This is a genomic window from Streptomyces mangrovisoli (assembly GCF_000974985.2).
Taxonomy (GTDB): Bacteria; Actinomycetota; Actinomycetes; order Streptomycetales; family Streptomycetaceae; genus Streptomyces; species Streptomyces mangrovisoli.
The window spans coordinates 33622-53742 of record NZ_LAVA02000048.1; the positions used below are offsets into that span (position 1 = coordinate 33622).

A 20121-nucleotide genomic window follows, 5' to 3' on the forward strand; every position below is an offset into this window, starting at 1 on the left:
CGGTGCGCACCGGAGAACGGACCGCTTCGGCGGGGGCACGGCGATGACGTCGGCCACGGCGGCGGGGGCCGGTCCGGCCCCCGCACCGCCGCCCCGTGGCCGCCGGAGCGTGACCGGCACCCGGGGAGTGGTGGTGGCGCTGTTCCTGCTGCCCGCCCTGGTGCTGCTCGGCGCGCTCGTGGTCTACCCGATCGGGTACTCGCTCGTCCGCAGCTTCTACGACTCCTCAGGCGACGGCTTCGCCGGGTTCGCCAACTACAAGGCGCTGTTCACCGACGACAGCATCCGCACCGCCCTGCGGAACAACGTCGTCTGGGTGGTGCTGGCGCCGACGGTCGCCACCGCGCTCGGCCTGATCTTCGCGGTGCTGACCGAACGGGTGCGCTGGGGAACGGCGTTCAAGCTGGTCGTCTTCATGCCGATGGCGATCTCCATGCTCGCCGCGGGGATCATCTTCCGGCTGGTGTACGACCAGGACCCGGACAAGGGCGTGGCGAACGCGGTGTGGGTCGGCGTGCACGACACCTTCACCCAGGCGTCGGCGTTCCCGAGCGCCCACCCGGGCCGCGAGTCGCCGCTGAAGGCCGACCACGGCGGCTTCGTCACCACGGCGCCGGTGCACACCGGGCAGTCCGTCGCGCTGCCGCTGGTCGGGGTGGCCCCGGACGAGATGCCGGACGGCGCGCGGCGGGCCGTCGCCGCGCGCCCCGAGGCCGGCAAGGTCACCGGCACCACCTGGCAGGACTTCACGCGCGGCAAGGGCGTGGGCCGGCTCGGCACACCCGACCCGTCCGAACAGGGCTATGCCGGGATGCGGATCGAGGCGGTCAAGGACGGCAGGGTGGTCGCCTCGACGAAGGCCGCGGACGACGGCACGTTCACGCTGCCGGCCGCCGCGGACGGGGCGCTGCTGCGGCTGCCCGCGAGCAACTTCAAGGAGCCGTACAACGGCGTCGACTGGCTCGGGCCGACGCTGGTCACGCCGGCGATCATCGGCAGTTACGTGTGGATGTGGGCCGGGTTCGCGATGGTGCTGATCGCGGCCGGACTCGCCGGTCTGCCACGGGAGTTGCTGGAGGCGGCGCGGGTGGACGGCGCCAACGAGTGGCAGGTCTTCCGCCGGATCACCGTGCCGCTGCTCGCGCCGGTGCTCGCGGTGGTCATGGTCACCCTGATGATCAACGTGCTGAAGATCTTCGACCTGGTCTACATCATCGCCCCGGGCTCCTCGCAGGACGACGCGAACGTGCTGGCGCTGGAGCTGTACCGCAAGGGGTTCTCCGAGGACCAGCCGGGCATCGCGAGCGCCATCGCGGTGTTCCTGCTGCTGCTCGTGATCCCGGTGATGCTGTTCAACGTCCGGCGGCTCAGGCGGGAGGTGCGGCGATGACGACGCACGCGGGAGAGCTCACCGAGACGGGGCCGTCGGTGCCGGTCACGGCGGTGAAGGGCCGGCGGTCCCTGGCCGGTCGGCTCACGGACGCGGTCGGCGGCGGCCTGGTGCGGGTCTTCCTGATCGTGGTGGGGCTGTTCTGGCTGGTGCCCACGATCGGGCTGCTGCTGTCGTCGCTGCGCACGCCCGAGGACATGAGCGCGAGCGGCTGGTGGAAGGTGTTCGCGAAGCCGTCGCAGCTGACCTTCACCAGCTACCGGAAGCTGCTGGAGAACGGCGACATCACCCACTCGCTGCTGAACACGCTGCTGATCACCGTGCCGGCCACGGTGCTGGTCGTCCTGATCGGCTCGCTCGCGGGGTACGCGTTCGCGTGGATGGACTTCCCGGGCCGCGACTGGTGGTTCCTCGGCGTGGTCGGGCTGCTGGTGGTGCCGGTGCAGGTGGCGCTGATCCCGATCGCCGAACTCTTCGGGAAGATCGGCCTGTTCGGGACGATCCTCGGGGTGGTGCTGTTCCACACGGGCTTCGGTCTGCCGTTCGCGGTGTTCCTGCTGCGCAACTTCTTCGCGGAGATCCCGCGCGAACTGCTGGAGGCGGCGCGGCTCGACGGCGCCGGTGAACTGCGCCTGTTCACCCGGGTCGTGCTGCCGCTGGGCGGCCCGGCCATCGCGAGCCTCGGCATCTTCCAGTTCCTGTGGGTGTGGAACGACATGCTGGTCGCGCTGGTGTTCACCAAGTCCAGCACCCAGCCGATCACCGTCGCCCTCCAGACGCAGGTACGGCAGTTCGGCAACAACATCGACGTGCTGGCGCCCGGCGCGTTCATCTCGATGGTCGTCCCGCTGGCCGTGTTCTTCGCGTTCCAGCGGCAGTTCGTGTCCGGTGTGATGGCGGGCGCCGTCAAGTAGCGCGGCCGCGGCCGGGGTTGCGGAGTCGGCCGGACGAATCCGCGGCGAAAGGGTTCGGAGGCGGGCCGGAATCGGCCCGCCTCCTCCCGTTCGTCCCGATGTCCCCCCAATGCCGCGCGAACCGTGACCGGTTCACTCCGTCGGCCGTTCCCGGGCAGAACTCCCGCGCCGAGCGACCCATGGATGCCCCTTGCCCAGGTTCAGTGTCATTGTCCCCGCGTACACGGTCCAGGCGTGTCTGCTCCGCGCGTTCCGCCGGGCCCGGCCGGCCGCGGCGCTGCGGCGGCGCACGGCCAAGGCCGCGCTGAAGCTGCTGCGCGGGACCCGCGCGGCCGCCCTGCACCTCCACCGCCACGTGCACCCGCGGCTCCCGCTGCGCGCGGCGTCCCCGCGGCCACGACACGCAGCGAGGTCGGGCCCAGCTCCCTGGGGGCGCGGGGAACTGCGCGACCAGCTCACCGCAGAGCCCGCCGCAGAGCCCTTCGCGGAGCCCTTCGCAAGCGGAACGCGGCCGGTCGGCGTGTGCGTTCATCCGATGAGGTGAGGGGCGGCGAGGGTGTGGACCGTGCCGGGAACATACCGGCAATGCCTCCCATCACCTGCCCCCCGATCCGGTGAGCGCCGAGGTCCTGAGCCGGCGCCCGGTGCGCGGTGTCACGGCCCTGCGCGCCGTCCGGATGTGGCGCCCGACGCCGTACCAGGCCGCCTGTCTGCTGTTCTGGCTGCTGATGACGCTGGCGTACTGGCGGCTGCCGCTGTGCTGCGACACGGGCCGGTACGCGGCGGCCGTCGACCGGCTGCGCGCGGACCTGCTGCACCCGCGCCATCCGGTGGCCGACCTGCCGGGCACGGGCAGCGCCGCCTACTCGCCGTACACCGTCCTTCAGGGCGTGTTCGCGCGGCTGACCGGGCTGACCGGATGGGAGGTGGTGCGGCTCGCCGGGCCGCTGAACCTGGTGGTGCTGCTCACCGGCGTCGGCCGCTTCGTGCGGATGCTGACCCCGCGCCCGTGGGCGCCGGTGCTGGCGCTGGCCGCGACGGCGCTGCTGTGGGGCACCGAGCCGGCGTCGTGGGGCGCGTATCTCGGCCTGATGCCGATGACGGTCACCGTGGGCTACCCGGCGGCCTGCGCGATCGGGCTCACCTTCTGGGCGTGGGCGCTGACCGGCGCGCGGGCCCACGACACCCGCCCGGTGCGGTACGTCGGCCCGAACGGCCTGCGGGGGCTGACCGGCTTCGCGGGGCTGGGCGTGCTCTACGGCGTGGTCCTGCTGACCGACCCGGCCGTCGCGGCGGGCGCGGCCGTCGGCGCGCTGGCGGTGGTGGCCGGGCGGCAGCGCGCGTGGCGGCCGGCGGTGGCCGCCCGCTGGGCGCTGACCTGCGGCACGGCGGTCCTGACGGCGGCGGTGTGGCCGTACTTCGACGTGCTCGACGTCCTCGCCCTGGCCCGCGGCGGTGGCGCGGACGGCGTCCACCGGGCGCTCTACGACGATCTGGCCGCCCGGTCCTGGCTGGCGCTGCTGGGCCTGCCCGCGCTGTGGCTGCGGGCGCGCCGGGGTTCCTGGCGGGACCCGCTGGTGCTGATGTTCGCGGCGGACTGCCTGGTCGTCGCGGGCGGCTGGCTGAGCGGCCACTACGCCTACGGCCGGGTGCTCGGGCTCGCCGCGGTGGGCCCGCAGTGCGCGCTGGCGGTGGAACTGGCGGCGCCCCGCCCGTGGCCGCGGTGGCGGTGGGCGCTCGCCACCGTGGCGGCGGGCGGGGCCTGCCTCGGCCTGCTGACCGTGCAGGCGGGCGCGGTGGTCCCGCGCGCGCTGGACCCGGTCGGCTTCGTGCAGCCGCCCGACTGGCCGACGTACTGGTGGGCGGCGCGTTACATCCGGCCGGGCGAGACGGTGATCGCGGACGGCTACCGCGCCGTCCACGCGCTCCCCGGCTACGGCCCCGTGCTCGCGGCTCCCCCGTGGCCGGACGCCTCGCTGCCCGAGCGGGACCGGCTGCGCCGCCTCGCCGACGTCCGGGCCTATCTCTCCCCGACGTCCACCCGCGCCCAGCGCCGGGCCGTCGTGCGCCGCTACCGCGTGCGCTGGCTGCTGCTGCCGCCGCGGCGCAGGGTGCCCGAGGAGGCGGTGGTGGTGGCGTGGAGCGGCCGCACGGGCGAGGTGCTGGCGCGGGTCGGGCCCTGACGGGCCCGGGGGTCACTCGATGACGAGGTCGACCTCTATGTTGCCGCGGGTGGCGTTGGAGTACGGGCAGACCTGGTGGGCGGTCTCGACCAGCTTGCGGCCGGTGGCCTCGTCCACGGTCGCGGGCAGCTCCACGCGCAGCGTGACCTTCAGGCCGAAGCCCTCGCCCTGCTTGCCGAGGCTCACCTCGGCGGTGACGGCGGCGTCGGTGACGTCCACCTTGGCCTGGCGGCCGACCAGGCCGAGCGCGCTGCCGAAGCAGGCGGCGTAACCGGCGGCGAAGAGCTGCTCGGGGTTGGTGCCCTGACCGTTGCCGCCGAGCTCCACCGGGGCGGCCAGCTGAAGGTCGATCTTGCCGTCGGAGGAGACGGCGCGACCCTCACGGCCGTGGGTGGCGGTGGCGACCGCGGTGTAGAGCGCGTCCATGGATGACCATCCCTCTCGAAACGTCGTGTTCCGGCGGCTCTCCGCGGCCGCCTCACGCCAACGAGTCAAGCACACAATTAAATTGTGCACAACCAAATGGCCCGCCGGGGCTATCCTGAGGGCATGAACGCGACGCCCACCCCGCACGCGGACCCGGCAGCCGACCTGGACTGGCTCCGCCTCGACCACCAGATCTGCTTCTCCCTGCACGCGGCGTCGCGCGCCTTCAACGGCGTCTACCGCGTGCTTCTCAAGGAGCTGGGCCTCACCTATCCGCAGTACCTGGCGATGCTGGTGCTGTGGGAGCGGGGCGAGCTGCCGGTGAAGAAGCTCGGCGAGCATCTGCGGCTGGACTCCGGCACGCTCTCCCCGCTGCTCAAGCGGCTGGAGGCGGCGGGTCTGGTGGTGCGCGAGCGCAGCGCCCGCGACGAGCGCTCGGTGGTGGTGCGGCCGACCGCGCAGGGCACGGAGCTGCGCGAACGCGCGGTGCGGGTGCCGCACCGCATCGTCACGGCGACCGGCTTCGACCTCGCCGAGATCGGCGACCTGAAGGCCCGCCTCGACACGCTGACCGCTGCTCTGGACACGGCGGCGGCGCTCGAAGCGGGGCCGGACCGGACACCGACGGCTGCCGCCGAGAACCCGACAGGCTGCCGTTGACCCCCGCGGGGGTCACGCCCCCCAGCCCCCGCCCGCGGCTCCGTCGTGGCCGTTCGCGCAGTTCCCCGCGCCCCTGAGGGACGCGGGCAACCGCGCACAAAGGACCCACCGGACCCGAAGGGGGCGCGCGGAACTGCGCGCGAACGGGCCCCACCGGGCCCCTGAGGGGCGCGGGGAACTGCGCGCAGAGGCCCCACCGTCCCGCACCGGACCACGACGCTCAGCCCCCCAAGGGGCGCGGGGAACTGCGCGAACAGGCCCCACCGGCCCGCAGACGGTCACGACGCTCAGCCCCAAGGGGCGCGGGGAACTGCGCGAACAGCCCCCACCGGCCCGCAGACGGTCACCGCGTGCGCCCGTCCACGCGAGCCGCCGCACGCCAGGCCCGCACGCCGTACGTACAGCCGCAGCACCACCCCACCCCGCACGAACTCCCGCCGCGGCTCCCACGGGACGAAGTCCTCCTCCACGGCCGTCACCTTCAGCCGCTCCACCGGGTCACCCGGATACCGCGGCGAACGCAGCACATAGGGGTCCGCGACCACCCACAGCCGCCGCACCCCGGCGAGCCGCCGCCGCAGCGCACCGGCGCCCACCTCGCGGCCGTAGAGCGTCCCGGACCGCGCCGCCGGACCGGCCAGCGCCAGATCGCGCACGTGCCGGAAGTCCCCCGGGTAGGCCAGCGCGGAGCGCCGCACGAGGGCGGGCAGGTAGAGCACAGGATCCCCGGACCGCATCTCCCGGGCGGCCACGGCCGCCACGGCGGCGAGGTCGTCGGGCCGGTGCGCGGCGACGCGGTCCTGCCGCAGCAGCGGCACCTGGTGCACGAGGACGGCGGCCACGGCGGCGGCCCCGACGAGCGCGACACCCGCCGATCGGAGCGCGGCCCGAAGCCCCGGCCACCGCCCCCCGGCGGCCGAGCCCCGTCCCGCGGCCGAGCTCCGCCCCGCGGCCGCCCGGACCGCGGCCGCCCGGACCGCGAGCCGCCCCGCCGCGGAGCACACCCGGTCCGCCCCCGCCGCCACCAGCAGCGGCGCACCCGCCAGGGCGTAGAGTACGTACCGCTCGTCGTACAGCGGGGAGACCCGGGACACCGTCAGCAGCACGACGGGCGGCACCACCAGCAGCGGCAGGGCGACCCGCCCGGCCGCCGACCGCCACGCGCCCGCCAGCGCGAGCGCCACGCACCCCCAGAACACGACCGGCGTCGGGCCCAGGAAGTCCCGCGCCAGCCGCAGCCAGCTGTGCGCGTCCGGTACCGGCAGCCAGGAGACCTGCGCCGACTGCCGCTGCGACACCACCGCCAGCGGCGCGAGCACCGCCGCCGCGGCCCCGGCCGCGCACCCCCACCGGCGCCAGACCCGTCCCGGCACCCGCGTGAGCGCCAGCGTCACCGCGTGCGCGGCGAGCAGCAGCACGGCCAGTTCGTGCAGCAGACAGGTGCCGGCGACGACGGCGCCGTAGGGCCACCAGGACCGGCCCGCGAGCGCGCGCAGGAGCAGCAGCGTGGCGCCCGCCGCACCGGCCGCGACCATGGCGTACGACCGGCCCTCCTGGGCGTAGTGGCCGGCGATCGGCGTGACGGCGTACAGCAGTCCGGCCCAGAGCCCGGCGCGCGGCCGTACCAGCCGGACCCCGAGGGCGGCCACCAGCGCGGCGGCGACGGCGGCCGCGCACACGGACGGCAGCCGCAGCCCGACCTCGTCGGGGCGGACGGCGAGGACGGCGTGCATGAGGAGGTAGTAGAGGCCGTGCACGGCGTCCACCCCGTGCAGCAGCCGCCAGATCTGCGGGACCGAGCGGCGCGCCACCTGGAAACTGGCCGCCTCGTCGCGCCACATGCCGCCCCGGTCGAGCCCCCACAGACCGAGTGCGAGGGCGAGAGCGGCGGGCGCGCCGACGGCCGCCGTCCGCGAGGTCCGTCCCGGCTGCCGTACGGCGCGCTCAGTCTCCACGCGCCCAACTTTGTAGTATTAACAAGCAGTTATCGATCATTGACGGCACAGCAGAAGGTTCGAGGCATTCATCCGGCCTACGGCCCGCCGCGCGCCGCCGCCTGCTTCACTGATAGCCGGTTCCCACCGGCGGCCGGTCCTCACCGGCGGCCGGTCCGGCCATCGGACGAGGAGACGGCAGCAGATGACCTGGATGATCACCGGAGGCGCCGGCTACATCGGGGCGCACGTCGTACGCGCGATGACCGAGGCGGGCGAGCGCACCGTCGTCTACGACGATCTGTCCACCGGCATCGCGGACCGGATCCCGGACGACGTACCGCTGGTGCGGGGTTCCACGCTGGACGGCGAGCTGCTGGCCCGCACGATCGCCGGCCACGAGGTCACCGGCGTGGTGCATCTGGCGGCGAAGAAGCAGGTGGGCGAGTCCGTCGAGCGCCCGTTGCTCTACTACCGGGAGAACGTCGAGGGTCTGCGGGTGCTCCTGGAGGCGGTGACCGAGGCGGGCGTGGGGTCCTTCGTCTTCTCCTCCTCGGCGGCCGTCTACGGGATGCCGGACGTGCACGCCGTCACCGAGGACACGCCCTGCGCCCCGATCTCGCCGTACGGCGAGACGAAGCTGGCCGGGGAGTGGCTGGTCGGCGCGGCGAACCGGGCCTGCGGCCTCGCCACGGCCTGCCTGCGCTACTTCAACGTGGCGGGCGCGGCGGCCCCCGAACTCGCCGACGTGGGCGTGTACAACCTCGTGCCGATGGTGTTCGAGCGGCTCACCGACAACGCGCCGCCGCGCATCTTCGGCGACGACTACGACACCCCCGACGGCACGTGTGTGCGCGACTACATCCACGTGGTCGACCTCGCCGAGGCCCATGTCGCGGCGGCCCGCGCCCTGCGCTCCTCCCCCGGCCGCCGGCTGACCCTCAACATCGGCCGCGGCGAGGGCGTGTCGGTGCGCGAGATGATCGACCGCATCAACGCGGTCACCGGCTACGGCCTGCCGCCCGTCGTCGGCCCCCGGCGGCCCGGCGACCCGGCCCGCGTCGTCGCCTCCGCCGACCGCATCGCGACGGAGCTCGGCTGGAAGTCCCGTCACGACGTCCACGACATGATCGCCTCGGCCTGGTCCGGCTGGCTCCGCCTCCACCCGGACGCGGCCCGCGGCTGAGCGACAACCGGGGGTGCGGGTCCGTCGTGGCTGGTCGCGCAGTTCCCCGCGCCCCTTTCAGGCGCTCCCCGCAGCCGCGCCCCGCCAGGGGCGCGGGGAACGGCGCGACCAGCCACGACACAGCCGCAGACAACCGCCGGCCCCCAAGGGGCGCGGGGAACTGCGCGAACGGCCACGACGCACCGGCACGGACCCACCGACCGAGGACACCCCCGGGGGCGCGGGGAACTGCGCGGCAAGGCGCGACGGACCGCAGCCCGAGACCAACCGCGAACCGGCGGAGCCTCAGAGCGCCTTGAGGGCCGCCGCCGTCGCACGCGTCAGCGCGGCCAGATACCCCTTGGGAAGCTTGGGCGCGCGAATGACCACCGCACGCCAGTACAGCGGGCCCGAGATCAGATCGAGGGCCAGATCCTCGTCGATGTCCGCGGCCAGCTCACCGCGCGCGGCCGCCGAGCGCACGATGCCGCTCGCGACGGAGTCCTGGCCCTCGCGCAGCGCCTTCTGCATCGCCTCGGCGATCTCCGGATTGCGCGCCGCCTCGGCCTGGAGGTCGGGGATGATCTGCGAGGCCACCGGGTGACGCAGCGCCCGCGAGGTCACCTCGTACAGCAGCCGCAGGTCGCCCTCCAGGGAGCCGGTGTCGGGGGCGGGCAGGCCCTGCACCGCGATCGCCGAGACCAGGTCGAGGACGAGGTGCAGCTTGGAACGCCAGCGCCGGTACACCGCGGTCTTGCCGACGCCCGCCCGGCGCGCGATGCCCTCGATCGACATCCGCGCATAGCCGGCGGACGCGAGCTCCTCGAAGACCGCCGCCCGGATGGCCTCGGTCACGTCCTCCCGCAGCACGGCCGCTCCGGCGGGGGCCCGGCGCCGCGTGCGCGTCTTCGGCTCCTCGGCGTTCGTCGTCATGAAGTCCAGCATAGGGCGTTACGACGAAACGGTTGCGTTCCGACGTCGAAACGGCCTAGTCTCGCGTTGCGACGATACGGTCCCGTTCCGACGTAAGAAAACGCGAAGGAACGCGTAAGAGAACGAAAGGTGACGGGACCGAGGAGTCGCCGCCCCTCCCTCAGGGCGCAGCACCCCCCGCATCAGCACCCCTCCCAGGGGCACCCCCTCCCCCCGAGCGAAAGCAGCGGATGTGAGCCAGGTCCTCCACACACCGCCCTCCACGGCGGCACCGGTCGACGACGATCTCGACCTCGCGGCGCTGGCCGCCCGACACGGCCTCTCCGTCAGCGGCGCCCGCCCCTCGCTGCCCGAGTACGTCCGCCAGCTGTGGGCCCGCCGCCACTTCATCACCGCGTTCGCCACCGCCAAGCTCACCGCCCAGTACAGCCAGGCGAAGCTCGGCCAGATCTGGCAGGTGATGACCCCGCTGCTGAACGCGGCGGTCTACTACTTCATCTTCGGCGTCCTGCTCGGCACCAAGCGCAACGTGCCGGACTACATCCCGTTCCTGGTCACCGGGGTGTTCATCTGGACGTTCACGCAGAGCTCGATCATGGCGGGCACCCGCGCCATCGCCGGAAACCTCGGCCTGGTCCGCGCGCTGCACTTCCCGCGCGCCGCCCTCCCGATCTCCTTCGCGCTCCAGCAGCTCCAACAGCTGCTCTTCTCGATGGCCGCGCTCGTGGTCATCCTGCTCTGCTTCGGCGTGCCGATCTCCGTGTCCTGGGTCCTCGCGATCCCCGCCCTGGTGCTCCAGTTCACCTTCAACGCGGGCGTCTCGATGATCATGGCCCGGATGGGCGCCAAGACCCCCGACATCGCCCAGCTGATGCCCTTCATCCTGCGCACCTGGATGTACGTCTCCGGTGTCATGTGGAGCATCGACCGGCTGACCGCGAGCGACAACCTGCCGCATCTGCTGACGATCGCGCTGGAGACCAACCCGGCCGCCGTCTACATCGACCTCATGCGGTACGCCCTGATCGACAGCTTCCACTCCAGCCAGCTCCCCCCGCACGTCTGGGCGGCGGCGATCGGCTGGGCCCTGCTGGCCGGGGTCGGTGGCTTCATCTACTTCTGGAAGGCTGAGGAGACGTACGGCCGTGGCTGAGCAGACCATCTTCGAGCAGGCTTCCCCGGTGGACGACGTCCCCGAGGACGCCGCCCCCGTCCTCCCGACCACCGCCGACGGCGAACTCATCCCCACCGTCGTCTGCGACGGCGTCGACATCGTCTACCGGGTCAACGGCACCGGCGCCGGACGCGGCACCGCGACGGCCGCCCTGAACCGGATCCTGCGCCGCGAGAAGGCCGAGAAGGCCGCCGGCGTGCGCAAGGTGCACGCGGTCAAGAAGGTCTCCTTCGTCGCCTACAAGGGCGAGGCGATCGGCCTCATCGGCACCAACGGCTCCGGCAAGTCGACCCTCCTCAAGGCCGTGGCCGGCCTGCTGCCGGTCGAGAACGGCAAGATCTACACCCACGGCCAGCCCTCGCTGCTCGGTGTCAACGCGGCCCTGATGGGCGACCTGACCGGCGAGCGCAACGTCTTCCTCGGCGGCCTCGCCATGGGCATGTCCCGCGAGGAGGTCAAGGCGCGCTACCAGGACATCGTCGACTTCTCCGGCATCAACGAGAAGGGCGACTTCATCACCCTGCCGATGCGCACCTACTCCTCCGGCATGGGCGCGCGGCTGCGCTTCTCCATCGCCGCCGCCAAGGACCACGACGTCCTGCTCATCGACGAGGCCCTCGCCACCGGCGACCGCTCCTTCCAGAGGCGTTCCGAGGAGCGCATCCGGGAGCTGCGCAAGAGCGCGGGCACGGTGTTCCTCGTCAGCCACAACAACAAGTCCATCCGCGACACCTGCGACCGGGTGCTGTGGCTGGAGCGCGGCGAGCTGCGCATGGACGGCCCGACGGAGCAGGTCCTGGAGGCCTACGAGGCCTTCACCGGCGGGGCGGACAAGCCCAAGGCCAAGGCCAAGCCGAAGCCGAAGGCGTAGCCGTAGCCGTAGCCGTAGCCGAAGAGGTGGAAACGCGAAGGGCGCCCCCGGGTCATGTGACCCGGGGGCGCCCTTCGCGTTGCGCCGTGCAGCCGGGGTGGCGCGCACACCTGGCGCGCGCCACCCCGGCTGCGTACGCCCTACATGTGCGTGCGCAGCAGCGTCCGCATCGTGCGCATCGCCACCGACAGGTTGGCCAGGTCGAACGCGTCCGAGCCCTGGATCTCCTCCAGCGTCGTGCGCGCCCGGCCGAGGATCGCGGCGTTCTTCTGCTCCCACACCGCGAACCGCTGCTCCGGCGTGGAGGTGCCGTTGCCGACGGCGAGCACGTCCGCCGTCACCGCGGCGTGCGCCGCGAACAGGTCCTCGCGGATCGCCGCGCGCGCCATCGACTGCCAGCGGTCGGCCCGCGGCAGCTCGATGATGCGGTCCATCAGCTGCGTGATCCCGAGCCGGTCGGCGAGGTCGTAGTAGACGTCGGCGACGTCCATCGGGTCCTTGCCCATGCGGTCCGCGATCGAGACGATGTCGAGCGTCGGGAACGCCGACGAGAACCCGGCCACCCGCGTGGCCAGCTCGTCGGGCACGCCCGCGCCGGACAGCTCGTCGTAGATCTGCTGCCACCACTCCAGGTCCGCGCCGCGCAGCAGCTTCGGCAGCTGCCCCCAGACCTGCTCGACACGCTCCGAGAAGAACTCGACCGTCTCGGAGAGCTGGAGCGGCTGCGGCCGGTTGTTCAGCAGCCAGCGCGTGCCGCGCTCGACCAGCCGGCGCGAGTGCAGCCGGATCCGGGTCTGCACGATCGCCTCGACCTTGGTGTCGAGCTCCTCCACCGCGTCCCACACCGAGGCCGAGCGGAAGATCGCCCGCGCCACGGTCTGCGCCCGCACGATCTCCTCCAGCGAGGCACCGGTCTCCTCGCGCAGGCGGTGCAGATACGTCGTACCGCCCGTGTTGACCGTGTCGTTGACCAGCACGGTCGTGGTGATCTCACGGCGCAGCGGGTGGTTGTCGACCTGCTCGCCGAACTTCTCGCGCAGCGCCGTCGGGAAGTACGCGTGCAGCAGCCCGCGCAGATAGGGGTCGTCGGGCAGCGAGGTGGTGAGCAGCTCGTCGGCGACCGTGATCTTCGTGTACGCCAGCAGGACGGCCGTCTCCGGACCGGTCAGGCCCTGGCCCTGGGCGAGCCGCTCGCGGATCTGCCGGTCCGTCGGCAGGAACTCCAGCGCCCGGTCCAGGTGGCCCTCGCGGACCAGGTGGCGCAGGAACCGCTGCTGGGCGTGGATCATGTCCTTGGACTGGGCGAGCGCGTTGGCGATCGCGGTGTTCTGCGCGTAGTTGTTGCGCAGCACCAGCGCGCCGACCTCGTCGGTCATCCCGGCGAGCAGCTTGTTGCGCTGCTTGACCGTCATGTCGCCCTCGGTGACCAGGCCGTTGAGCAGGATCTTGATGTTCACCTCGTGGTCGGAGGTGTCCACGCCCGCGCTGTTGTCGATGGCGTCGGTGTTGATCCGGCCGCCGTGCACCGCGAACTCGATCCGGCCCAGCTGGGTCAGGCCCAGGTTGCCGCCCTCGCCGACGACCTTGACCCGGAGGTCTGCGCCGTCGACGCGGATGGCGTCGTTGGCCTTGTCGCCGACGTCGGCGTTCGACTCCGCGGACGACTTCACGTAGGTGCCGATGCCGCCGTTCCACAGCAGGTCCACCGGCGCCCCGAGGATCGCCCGCATCAGGTCGGCCGGGGTCATCTTGGTGACCGCGCCCTCGATGCCGAGCGCCTCGCGGACGTGCGCGTTGACCGGGATCGACTTGGCCGTGCGCGGGAAGATCCCGCCGCCCGCCGAGAGCAGCTTCGTGTCGTAGTCGGCCCAGCTGGAGCGGGGCAGCTCGAACAGGCGGCGGCGCTCGGCGTAGGAGACGGCCGCGTCCGGGGTGGGGTCGAGGAAGATGTGCCGGTGGTCGAAGGCGGCGACCAGGCGGATGTGCTCGCTGAGCAGCATGCCGTTGCCGAACACGTCGCCGGACATGTCGCCGACGCCGACGACCGTGAAGTCCTCGCTCTGGGTGTCGGTGCCCAGGTCGCGGAAGTGCCGCTTGACGGACTCCCACGCGCCGCGGGCGGTGATGCCCATGCCCTTGTGGTCGTAGCCCGCGGAGCCGCCGGAGGCGAAGGCGTCGCCCAGCCAGAAGTCGTAGGACTGCGCGACCTCGTTGGCGATGTCCGAGAACGTCGCCGTGCCCTTGTCGGCCGCGACCACCAGGTAGGTGTCGTCCTCGTCGTGCCGGACCACGTCCGCGGGGTGCACGACCTCGCCGGCCACCAGGTTGTCGGTGATGTCGAGCAGCGCCGAGATGAACATCCTGTAGCTGGCGATGCCCTCGGCCAGCCACGCGTCGCGGTCGGCCGCCGGGTCGGGCAGCTGCTTGGCGACGAAGCCGCCCTTCGCGCCGACCGGCACGATCACGGTGTTCTTGACCATCTGCGCCTTGACCAGGCCGAGGATCTCGGTGCGGAAGTCCTCGCGCCGGTCGGACCAGCGCAGACCGCCGCGCGCGACCTTGCCGAAGCGCAGGTGCACGCCCTCGACGCGCGGCGAGTACACCCAGATCTCGAACGCCGGGCGGGGCGCGGGCAGGTCCGGGATCGCCTGCGGGTCGAACTTCATCGAGACGTACGCGTGCGGCTCGCCGCTCGCGGCCTTCTGGAAGAAGTTGGTGCGCAGGGTCGCCTTGATGACGGTGAGGAAGGACCGCAGGATCCGGTCCTCGTCGAGGCTCGCCACCTGGTCGAGCGCCGCGTCGACCTCTTCGAGGAGGGCGTCGACGATCTCCAGGCCGGCGCTCTGGCGCTCCGGCGCCATCCGCGCCTCGAACAGCGAGACCAGCAGCCGCGTGGTGTGGACGTTGTTGCGGAGGGTGTCCTCCATGTAGTCCTGGCTGAAGGTGGAGCCCGCCTGCCGCAGGTACTTGGCGTACGCGCGCAGCACGGTCGCCTGGCGCCAGTTCAGGCCGGCGCTCAGCACCAGGGCGTTGAACCCGTCGTTCTCCGCCTTGCCGGTCCAGGTCGCGGAGAAGGCGTCCTGGAACCGCTCGCGGCCGTCGTCGCCGAGGTAGTCGCCGTTGCCGCCGCCGAGCGACTTGGGCATCCGCAGACCGAAGTCGTAGATCCACGCCGTCGTACGGTCCGAGCAGCGCAGTTCGTACGGCCGCTCGTCGGTGACCTCGACGCCGAGGCGGTTGAGGACCGGCAGGACCGCGGAGAGGGAGACGGAGTCGCCCTTGCGGTAGATCTTGAAGCGGCGCTCGTCGGGGGCGGCGCCCACCGGCTCGTACAGGCTGAGCGAGAAGCCCTGCTCGACGGTGAGCGCCTCCAGGTGCACCAGGTCGGCGACGGCCGCGCGCGGGGTGTGGTCGGCCTTGTAGCCCTCGGGGAAGGCGCTGCCGTAGCGGCGGGCGAGCTCGGCCGCGCGCTCCTCGCCGCACTCGGCGTTCAGCGCCTCGGCGAAGCCGTCGGCCCAGGAGCGGGCGGCCTCGACCAGGCGGGCCTCGATGCGCTCCTTGTCGCCCTCGCTGAGCTGCGGCAGCTCGGTGCCCTGCGGCACGCGGACCACGAAGTGCAGCCGGGACAGGATCGACTCGGTGTTCCAGGCGGTGAAGTCGACGCTGATGCCGCCGAGCTCCTCCTTCAGGATGTCGATGATCCGCAGGCGCACACCGGTGGTGTAGCGGTCGCGGGGCAGGTAGACGAGCGCGGAGTAGTAGCGGCCGTACTCGTCCTGGCGCAGGTACAGGCGCAGCCGGCGCCGCTCCTGGAGGTAGAGCACGGAGGTGACGATGGCGCGCAGCTCGTCGGCCGGGGTCTGGAACAGCTCGTCGCGCGGGTAGGTCTCCAGGATCTGGAGCAGGTCGCGGCCGTCGTGGCTGTTGGGCGAGAACCCGGCGCCGTGCAGCACCTCCTCGACCTTGCGGCGGATGACCGGCACCCGGCGCACGGACTCGGTGTACGCGGCCGAGGAGAACAGGCCGAGGTAGCGGCGCTCGCCGACGACGTTGCCCTCGGCGTCGAACTTCTTCACCCCGACGTAGTCGAGGTAGGACGGGCGGTGCACGGTGGCGCGGCTGTTGGCCTTGGTCAGCACCAGCAGCTTGTGCTCGCGGGCCTTGGCGCGGGCGTCGGCGGGCAGCCGCTCGAAGGACGGGCTGACCGGGTGGGCGTCGTCGACCGCGTGGTGCGGGTCGGAGCGCAGGATGCCGAGGCCGGTGCCGGGCACGGCGGCCAGCGAGTCGTCCTCGCGCAGCTGGTACTCGCGGTAGCCGAGGAAGGTGAAGTGGTCGTCGGCGAGCCAGCGCAGCAGCTCGCGGGCCTCCTCGACGTCCTGCGCGCGCAGGTCGCCGGGGACCGGCTCGCCGGGCAGCTCCTCGGCGAGGCGGGTCGCCCCGGCGCGCATCTTCTCCCAGTCCTCGACGGCCTCGCGGACGTCGGACAGCACGCGCAGCAGGTCGGCGGTGATCTGCTTGAGGTCGGCGCGGTCGGTCTCGCGGTCGATCTCGACGTGGATCCAGGACTCGGTGTGCGCGTCGTGCGGGAGGTCACCCGCGGGCGGCGCGCTGAGCACCTCGATGAGCTTGCCGGTGACGTCGCGGCGGACGACGACCTGCGGGTGGATGACGACGTGGATGCCGCGGCCCTGGCGGGTGAGCTCGTTGGTCACCGAGTCGACGAGGAAGGGCATGTCGTCGGTGACGACCTCGACGACCGAGTGGCTGCACGTCCAGCCGTTCTCCTCGACCGTCGGCGTGTGCACCCGCACGTTGGCCGTGCCCTGGGGGCGGTTCTCGGCCAGTCGGTAGTGGGAGACCGCGGCGCCGAAGACGTCGACCGGGTCACGGTCGCCGAGGTCCTCGGGTGCGGTGTGCAGGTAGTAGCGCTGGAGGAACGCGAGCACGGTGTCCCGGTCCGGGGTGCCCTCGTCCGTCGTCCCGGTCGGTAGGCGCCCCCCGACCGGGCTGTTCTCAGCTACCCGGGCGGCCCTCTCGAGCAGCTCGGCCTTGGCTTCGTCCAGCTTGGTCTGCATTGTCCTCTGGCTCCTGTCGCGCGCCGTTGCGTGACGTAGAAGGAAGTACGGTCTCTTCCCCTGCGGCTCGACGCCACGGCCCGGGATGTCCGGTCCGCTCCGACGCTATGCCGCACGGTGAGATGAGCGGGGGGTTATCGGCCATTCTCGACGCGCCCGAGGGATGTGACGCTGCTCTCGGCGACGTCCGGGCGAAGGAGGAGATCGGCGTCCTGGGGGCTCTGAGGGCCCCGTCCCGCCCGCGCGGACCAGCGATCGACGCCCGGTCACGGATGTCGTCCGTGCTCACCGGGCGCAGAGCAGGGGCGACAGTGCCCCCGCGACCTATCGCGCTGATCACGCCACCAGGCTATCGCCCCCGACCGGGGGCCCGTCATGAGCCGTATGTGTACAAAACCGAGGGGGGAACTTTGACAGTCTGCACAGGGGCACGCGGGGTTGCGGCGGCGTATCCGGCGCGGCAGGTTGCTCATGTCGGCACGTTCCGATCCGGCGGTCCGGACGGGTCAGGCGATCCGGCCCCAGCCGTCCGGACGGGCCCGACGATCCGGCGGTCCGGCCGGGTCCGGCGGTCCGACGGTTTCGACCGGTCCAGACAGGTCCATTCGATCCAGGCAGTTCGAGGGGAGCGCGGCATGACGGCGAAGATCCTCATCGTCACCGGCGACGCGGCGGAGTCATTGGAGGTCCTGTACCCCTACCAGCGGCTGCGCGAGGAGGGCTACGAGGTCCACATCGCGGCGCCCGAACGCAAGAAGCTGCGGTTCGTCGTCCACGACTTCGAACCCGGTTTCGACACCTACACCGAGAAGCCCGGCTACACCTGGCCCGCCGACCTCGCCTTCTCCGAGGTCGATCCCGGCCAGTACGCCGCGCTCGTCGTCCCGGGCGGACGCGCCCCGGAGTACCTGCGCAACGACCCCGAGCTGCGCAAGATCCTGAAGTCGTTCTTCGACACGGACAAGCCGGTCGCCCAGATCTGCCACGGCCCGCTGCTGACCGCGGCGGTCGACGCGCTGCGCGGGCGGCGCGTCACGGCCTATCCGGCACTGGAGCTCGACATGCAGACCGCGGGGGCGACCTTCCAGGACGCGGAGGCCGTGGTCGACGGCACGCTGGTCTCGGCGCGGGCGTGGCCGGACCACTCGGCGTGGATGCGGGAGTTCCTGACGGTGCTGCGGGCGAAGGCGCCCGTCACCTGAGACCGGAGACGGACCGAAGACCGGACCGGGGACGGACCGAGGACGGACCGGGGGCCGGACCGGGGCGGTGTGGATGGCCGGAAAGCGGTTCACACCGCCAGCCGCCGGGCCTCCTCGACCGCCTCCGCCAGCGTGTCCACCACGGGCACGCCGACCTCCTCCAGGCTCGCGCGGCTGTGCGAGCCGCCGGTGTACAGCACGGCCCGCGCCCCGACGTGCAGCGCGGCCACCGCGTCGTCGGCCGCGTCCCCGATGACCACCGTGCGCGCCGGGTCCACGCCGGCCAGCCCGCCGAGATGGCGCACCATGTGCTCGGCCTTGCTGCCCCCGGACGGCCCGGTCCGCCCGTCGACGCGTATGAACTGCGCCTCGATCCCGAGGCGCCGTACCAGCGGCACGAGCTCCTCGTGCTGGTACATGCTGAGGATCGACTGGCTGTGGCCGGCGGACCGCCACCCGTCGAGCAGCTCCGTCGCGCCCGTGGTCAGCGCGCAGCGCGCCCGCTGCTCGGCGTAGTACCGGTGGAAGATCTCGTCCATGACGATCCACTCGGCGTCCGTGGGCAGCCGCCCCATCAGCCGCTCGTAGAACTTCGGCACCGGCACGCAGTACAGCGCGCGGTAGCGCTCCAGCGTGATCGGCTCCAGGCCGAGCTCGGCGAAGGCCGCGTTCGTCGCCACGATGATCGCGTCGTTGTCGTGGAACAGGGTCCCGTTCCAGTCCCAGACGATGTGCGCCGCTTGCTGCATCCCCATGCCCGACAACGTACCCGGCCCCACTGACAATCAAGGGAACCGCAGGTGAGGACCCGGGGGCGGCCGTCAGCCGAGGCCCGACGCGGGGCCGGCCCTCAGCCGAGGCCGACCAGGCCGGGGATCTCCTGCGTGGCGTACCAGAGCAGTTCGTGGTCCTCGGCGCCGTCGACGACGAACTGCGCGTCGTCGTCCCCGCCGTCCGCCGCCGGGAGCGCCGCCGCGGCCGCGGTCACGTCGCGCTCGGCGTCCTCGAGGTCGACATGGACCGCGGCGGCCTTGGCCAGCGCCACCGTGCCGGCGACCCGCACCTCGCCGAGGGCGGCCGGGTCCAGCCCGCGGTCGGGGTCGGCCGTCGCGGTGCCGTCGGGCACGTCGACGGCCACGACCACCCGGCGCCGCGGCGCGTCCGCGTCCGCCGCCAGCAGGCGCAGCGAGGCCAGTGCCGCGCGGCTCAGCGCCGCGTACTCCAGCTCCTCGATGTCGTCCGAGAGGTACCACTCGCGCAGGGCCGGCGTGACGGCGTACGCGACGAACGGTCCCGCCCCCAGCTCGCCCGTCTTGTGCGCCTCGGCGAGCCCGGGGAGCGTCAGGGGGACGTAGACACGCATGGCTGGCCGCTTTCCTAGTCGTTTGCGCGAACGTCGTGCACCGCGCGCCGCGCACTGCGGCAAAAGGGCCTTCAGGATACGTGCGGGCGTCCCCTTTCGGGTCCGTGCCCGGGGCCGCCGACGCGTCCATCCGGCGAACCTCCGTTCACCCGGTGACGCCCGTGTTCTCCCGGCCTCCGCACCACCCGCGTCACCCTGATAAGTGAATTCCGCCGGGCCCCCGGCACGGCCCGGCGCTTCCTTGCCCCGGCCGTCCCCGACGCCGTACAAGATCCACACCGCCAAGTTACCGCCTGGTATCCGATCCGGCTCAGCGAACGGGGACATCCATGAACAAGGTCATGACCAGGGCCCAGCAGCACCCGGCCGGGTCCCGCCCGCCGGGGCGGCGCGACTCCCGGCGCCCCGGCGGCGGCCGCCCGCCCGCCGTGCCGGCCCGGCCCCGTCCCACCGACCTGTTCGCCGACCGCCTCCTCGCCGTCCTCAGCGGCGAGCGCCCGGTGCACTGGATGCTCGGCCACACCGCGGGCAGCGCCTACGACGACCTGGCGCGCCTCGCCGAGCACGGACCGCTGCGCACCCGCGGCACCCGTCCCGTGGTCCGCGACATCGGCTACTACGTCCCCCGCCGGGGCGCCGTCGAGGCGTTCGCCCGGATCGGCGCGGGCGAGCGGCTGCGGGCGCTGGCCTTCCGCCTGGAACAGGGCGAGGACCTCCGCTGGCGCTGCACGGCGGTCGAACTGGGCGGCCCGTCCACCCGCAGCCCGGAGACCGCCCGAGGGGCCTGAGGGGGCACGAGAGGGCCCGGGAGGGGGCCTGGGGGCCCGGGAG

15 protein-coding genes are annotated in these 20121 nt (G+C 72.8%); 9 read left to right on the plus strand and 6 right to left on the minus strand.

From position 1 onward, the window contains the following. Positions 1-109 precede the first annotated feature (109 nt). From WN71_RS21260 to WN71_RS21275, 3 genes are all read left to right on the plus strand, one after another. Entirely contained in the window at positions 110-1390 is a 1281-nt protein-coding gene (locus WN71_RS21260; protein WP_046590670.1) for a carbohydrate ABC transporter permease, read from the plus strand. Next, on the plus strand, positions 1387-2304 hold the full coding sequence (locus tag WN71_RS21265; protein ID WP_046590667.1) for a carbohydrate ABC transporter permease: 918 nt from the start codon (positions 1387-1389) through the stop codon (positions 2302-2304). Before WN71_RS21260 ends, WN71_RS21265 begins: the two co-directional genes overlap by 4 nt. Positions 2305-2918: 614 nt before the next feature. Further along, entirely contained in the window at positions 2919-4487 is a 1569-nt protein-coding gene (locus tag WN71_RS21275; protein WP_046590664.1) for a hypothetical protein, read from the plus strand. A 12-nt stretch (positions 4488-4499) separates the two neighbouring features. On the opposite strand, the gene WN71_RS21280 is transcribed toward WN71_RS21275, so the two are convergent. After that, complete coding sequence (locus WN71_RS21280) at positions 4500-4913, minus strand: organic hydroperoxide resistance protein (protein WP_046590661.1); 414 nt, start codon at positions 4911-4913, stop codon at positions 4500-4502. Between the two features lie 123 nt (positions 4914-5036). Here WN71_RS21280 and WN71_RS21285 point away from each other — a divergent pair, with 123 nt between their 5' ends. Continuing rightward, a complete protein-coding gene (locus WN71_RS21285; protein ID WP_046590714.1) occupies positions 5037-5573 on the plus strand; it encodes a MarR family winged helix-turn-helix transcriptional regulator in 537 nt (178 codons plus the stop codon). A 287-nt stretch (positions 5574-5860) separates the two neighbouring features. Here WN71_RS21285 and WN71_RS21290 read toward each other — a convergent pair whose 3' ends face one another. Continuing rightward, the gene (locus WN71_RS21290) at positions 5861-7414 is read right to left on the minus strand and encodes a glycosyltransferase family 39 protein (protein WP_079178000.1); all 1554 of its coding nucleotides are present in this window, start codon (positions 7412-7414) and stop codon (positions 5861-5863) included. A 298-nt stretch (positions 7415-7712) separates the two neighbouring features. On the opposite strand from WN71_RS21290, the gene galE reads away from it, so the two are divergent. Beyond that, the gene (gene galE, locus WN71_RS21295; RefSeq protein ID WP_046590659.1) at positions 7713-8693 is read left to right on the plus strand and encodes a UDP-glucose 4-epimerase GalE; all 981 of its coding nucleotides are present in this window, start codon (positions 7713-7715) and stop codon (positions 8691-8693) included. A 285-nt stretch (positions 8694-8978) separates the two neighbouring features. Here the strand turns inward: galE and WN71_RS21300 are convergent, their stop codons facing one another. Next, complete coding sequence (locus tag WN71_RS21300; RefSeq protein WP_046590711.1) at positions 8979-9605, minus strand: TetR/AcrR family transcriptional regulator; 627 nt, start codon at positions 9603-9605, stop codon at positions 8979-8981. Positions 9606-9837: 232 nt separating this feature from the next. Between WN71_RS21300 and WN71_RS21305 the strand changes: the two genes are divergently transcribed. Then, positions 9838-10758, plus strand: a complete 921-nt coding sequence (locus WN71_RS21305) for an ABC transporter permease (RefSeq protein ID WP_046590656.1) — start codon at positions 9838-9840, stop codon at positions 10756-10758. Positions 10759-10786: 28 nt separating this feature from the next. Then, positions 10787-11650, plus strand: coding sequence for an ABC transporter ATP-binding protein (locus WN71_RS21310; protein ID WP_046590709.1), 864 nt, complete (start codon positions 10787-10789; stop codon positions 11648-11650). 140 nt (positions 11651-11790) lie between these two features. Here the strand turns inward: WN71_RS21310 and WN71_RS21315 are convergent, their stop codons facing one another. Next, the gene (locus WN71_RS21315) at positions 11791-16725 is read right to left on the minus strand and encodes an NAD-glutamate dehydrogenase (protein ID WP_046590654.1); all 4935 of its coding nucleotides are present in this window, start codon (positions 16723-16725) and stop codon (positions 11791-11793) included. 635 nt (positions 16726-17360) lie between these two features. Between WN71_RS21315 and WN71_RS21320 the strand changes: the two genes are divergently transcribed. Next, complete coding sequence (locus WN71_RS21320; RefSeq protein ID WP_046590652.1) at positions 17361-17927, plus strand: DJ-1/PfpI family protein; 567 nt, start codon at positions 17361-17363, stop codon at positions 17925-17927. A gap of 89 nt (positions 17928-18016) precedes the next feature. Here WN71_RS21320 and WN71_RS21325 read toward each other — a convergent pair whose 3' ends face one another. Further along, on the minus strand, positions 18017-18682 hold the full coding sequence (locus WN71_RS21325) for an HAD family hydrolase (RefSeq protein WP_046590650.1): 666 nt from the start codon (positions 18680-18682) through the stop codon (positions 18017-18019). 95 nt (positions 18683-18777) lie between these two features. Continuing rightward, positions 18778-19290 (minus strand): DUF6912 family protein, encoded by a 513-nt coding sequence (locus WN71_RS21330; RefSeq protein WP_046590648.1) that lies wholly within the window; start codon positions 19288-19290, stop codon positions 18778-18780. Between the two features lie 329 nt (positions 19291-19619). On the opposite strand from WN71_RS21330, the gene WN71_RS21335 reads away from it, so the two are divergent. Beyond that, positions 19620-20078, plus strand: coding sequence for an Rv3235 family protein (locus WN71_RS21335; protein ID WP_046590645.1), 459 nt, complete (start codon positions 19620-19622; stop codon positions 20076-20078). Positions 20079-20121: the final 43 nt, after the last annotated feature.

Coding starts and splice junctions, on each gene's coding strand:
- galE (WP_046590659.1), top strand. CDS start 7,713: ATGACCTGGATGATCACCGGAGGCGCCGGCTACATCGGGGCGCACGTC.
- WN71_RS21300 (WP_046590711.1), bottom strand. CDS start 9,605: ATGACGACGAACGCCGAGGAGCCGAAGACGCGCACGCGGCGCCGGGCC.
- WN71_RS21325 (WP_046590650.1), bottom strand. CDS start 18,682: ATGGGGATGCAGCAAGCGGCGCACATCGTCTGGGACTGGAACGGGACC.
- WN71_RS21320 (WP_046590652.1), top strand. CDS start 17,361: ATGACGGCGAAGATCCTCATCGTCACCGGCGACGCGGCGGAGTCATTG.
- WN71_RS21285 (WP_046590714.1), top strand. CDS start 5,037: ATGAACGCGACGCCCACCCCGCACGCGGACCCGGCAGCCGACCTGGAC.
- WN71_RS21280 (WP_046590661.1), bottom strand. CDS start 4,913: ATGGACGCGCTCTACACCGCGGTCGCCACCGCCACCCACGGCCGTGAG.
- WN71_RS21335 (WP_046590645.1), top strand. CDS start 19,620: ATGAACAAGGTCATGACCAGGGCCCAGCAGCACCCGGCCGGGTCCCGC.
- WN71_RS21315 (WP_046590654.1), bottom strand. CDS start 16,725: ATGCAGACCAAGCTGGACGAAGCCAAGGCCGAGCTGCTCGAGAGGGCC.
- WN71_RS21330 (WP_046590648.1), bottom strand. CDS start 19,290: ATGCGTGTCTACGTCCCCCTGACGCTCCCCGGGCTCGCCGAGGCGCAC.
- WN71_RS21265 (WP_046590667.1), top strand. CDS start 1,387: ATGACGACGCACGCGGGAGAGCTCACCGAGACGGGGCCGTCGGTGCCG.
- WN71_RS21290 (WP_079178000.1), bottom strand. CDS start 7,414: ATGTGGCGCGACGAGGCGGCCAGTTTCCAGGTGGCGCGCCGCTCGGTC.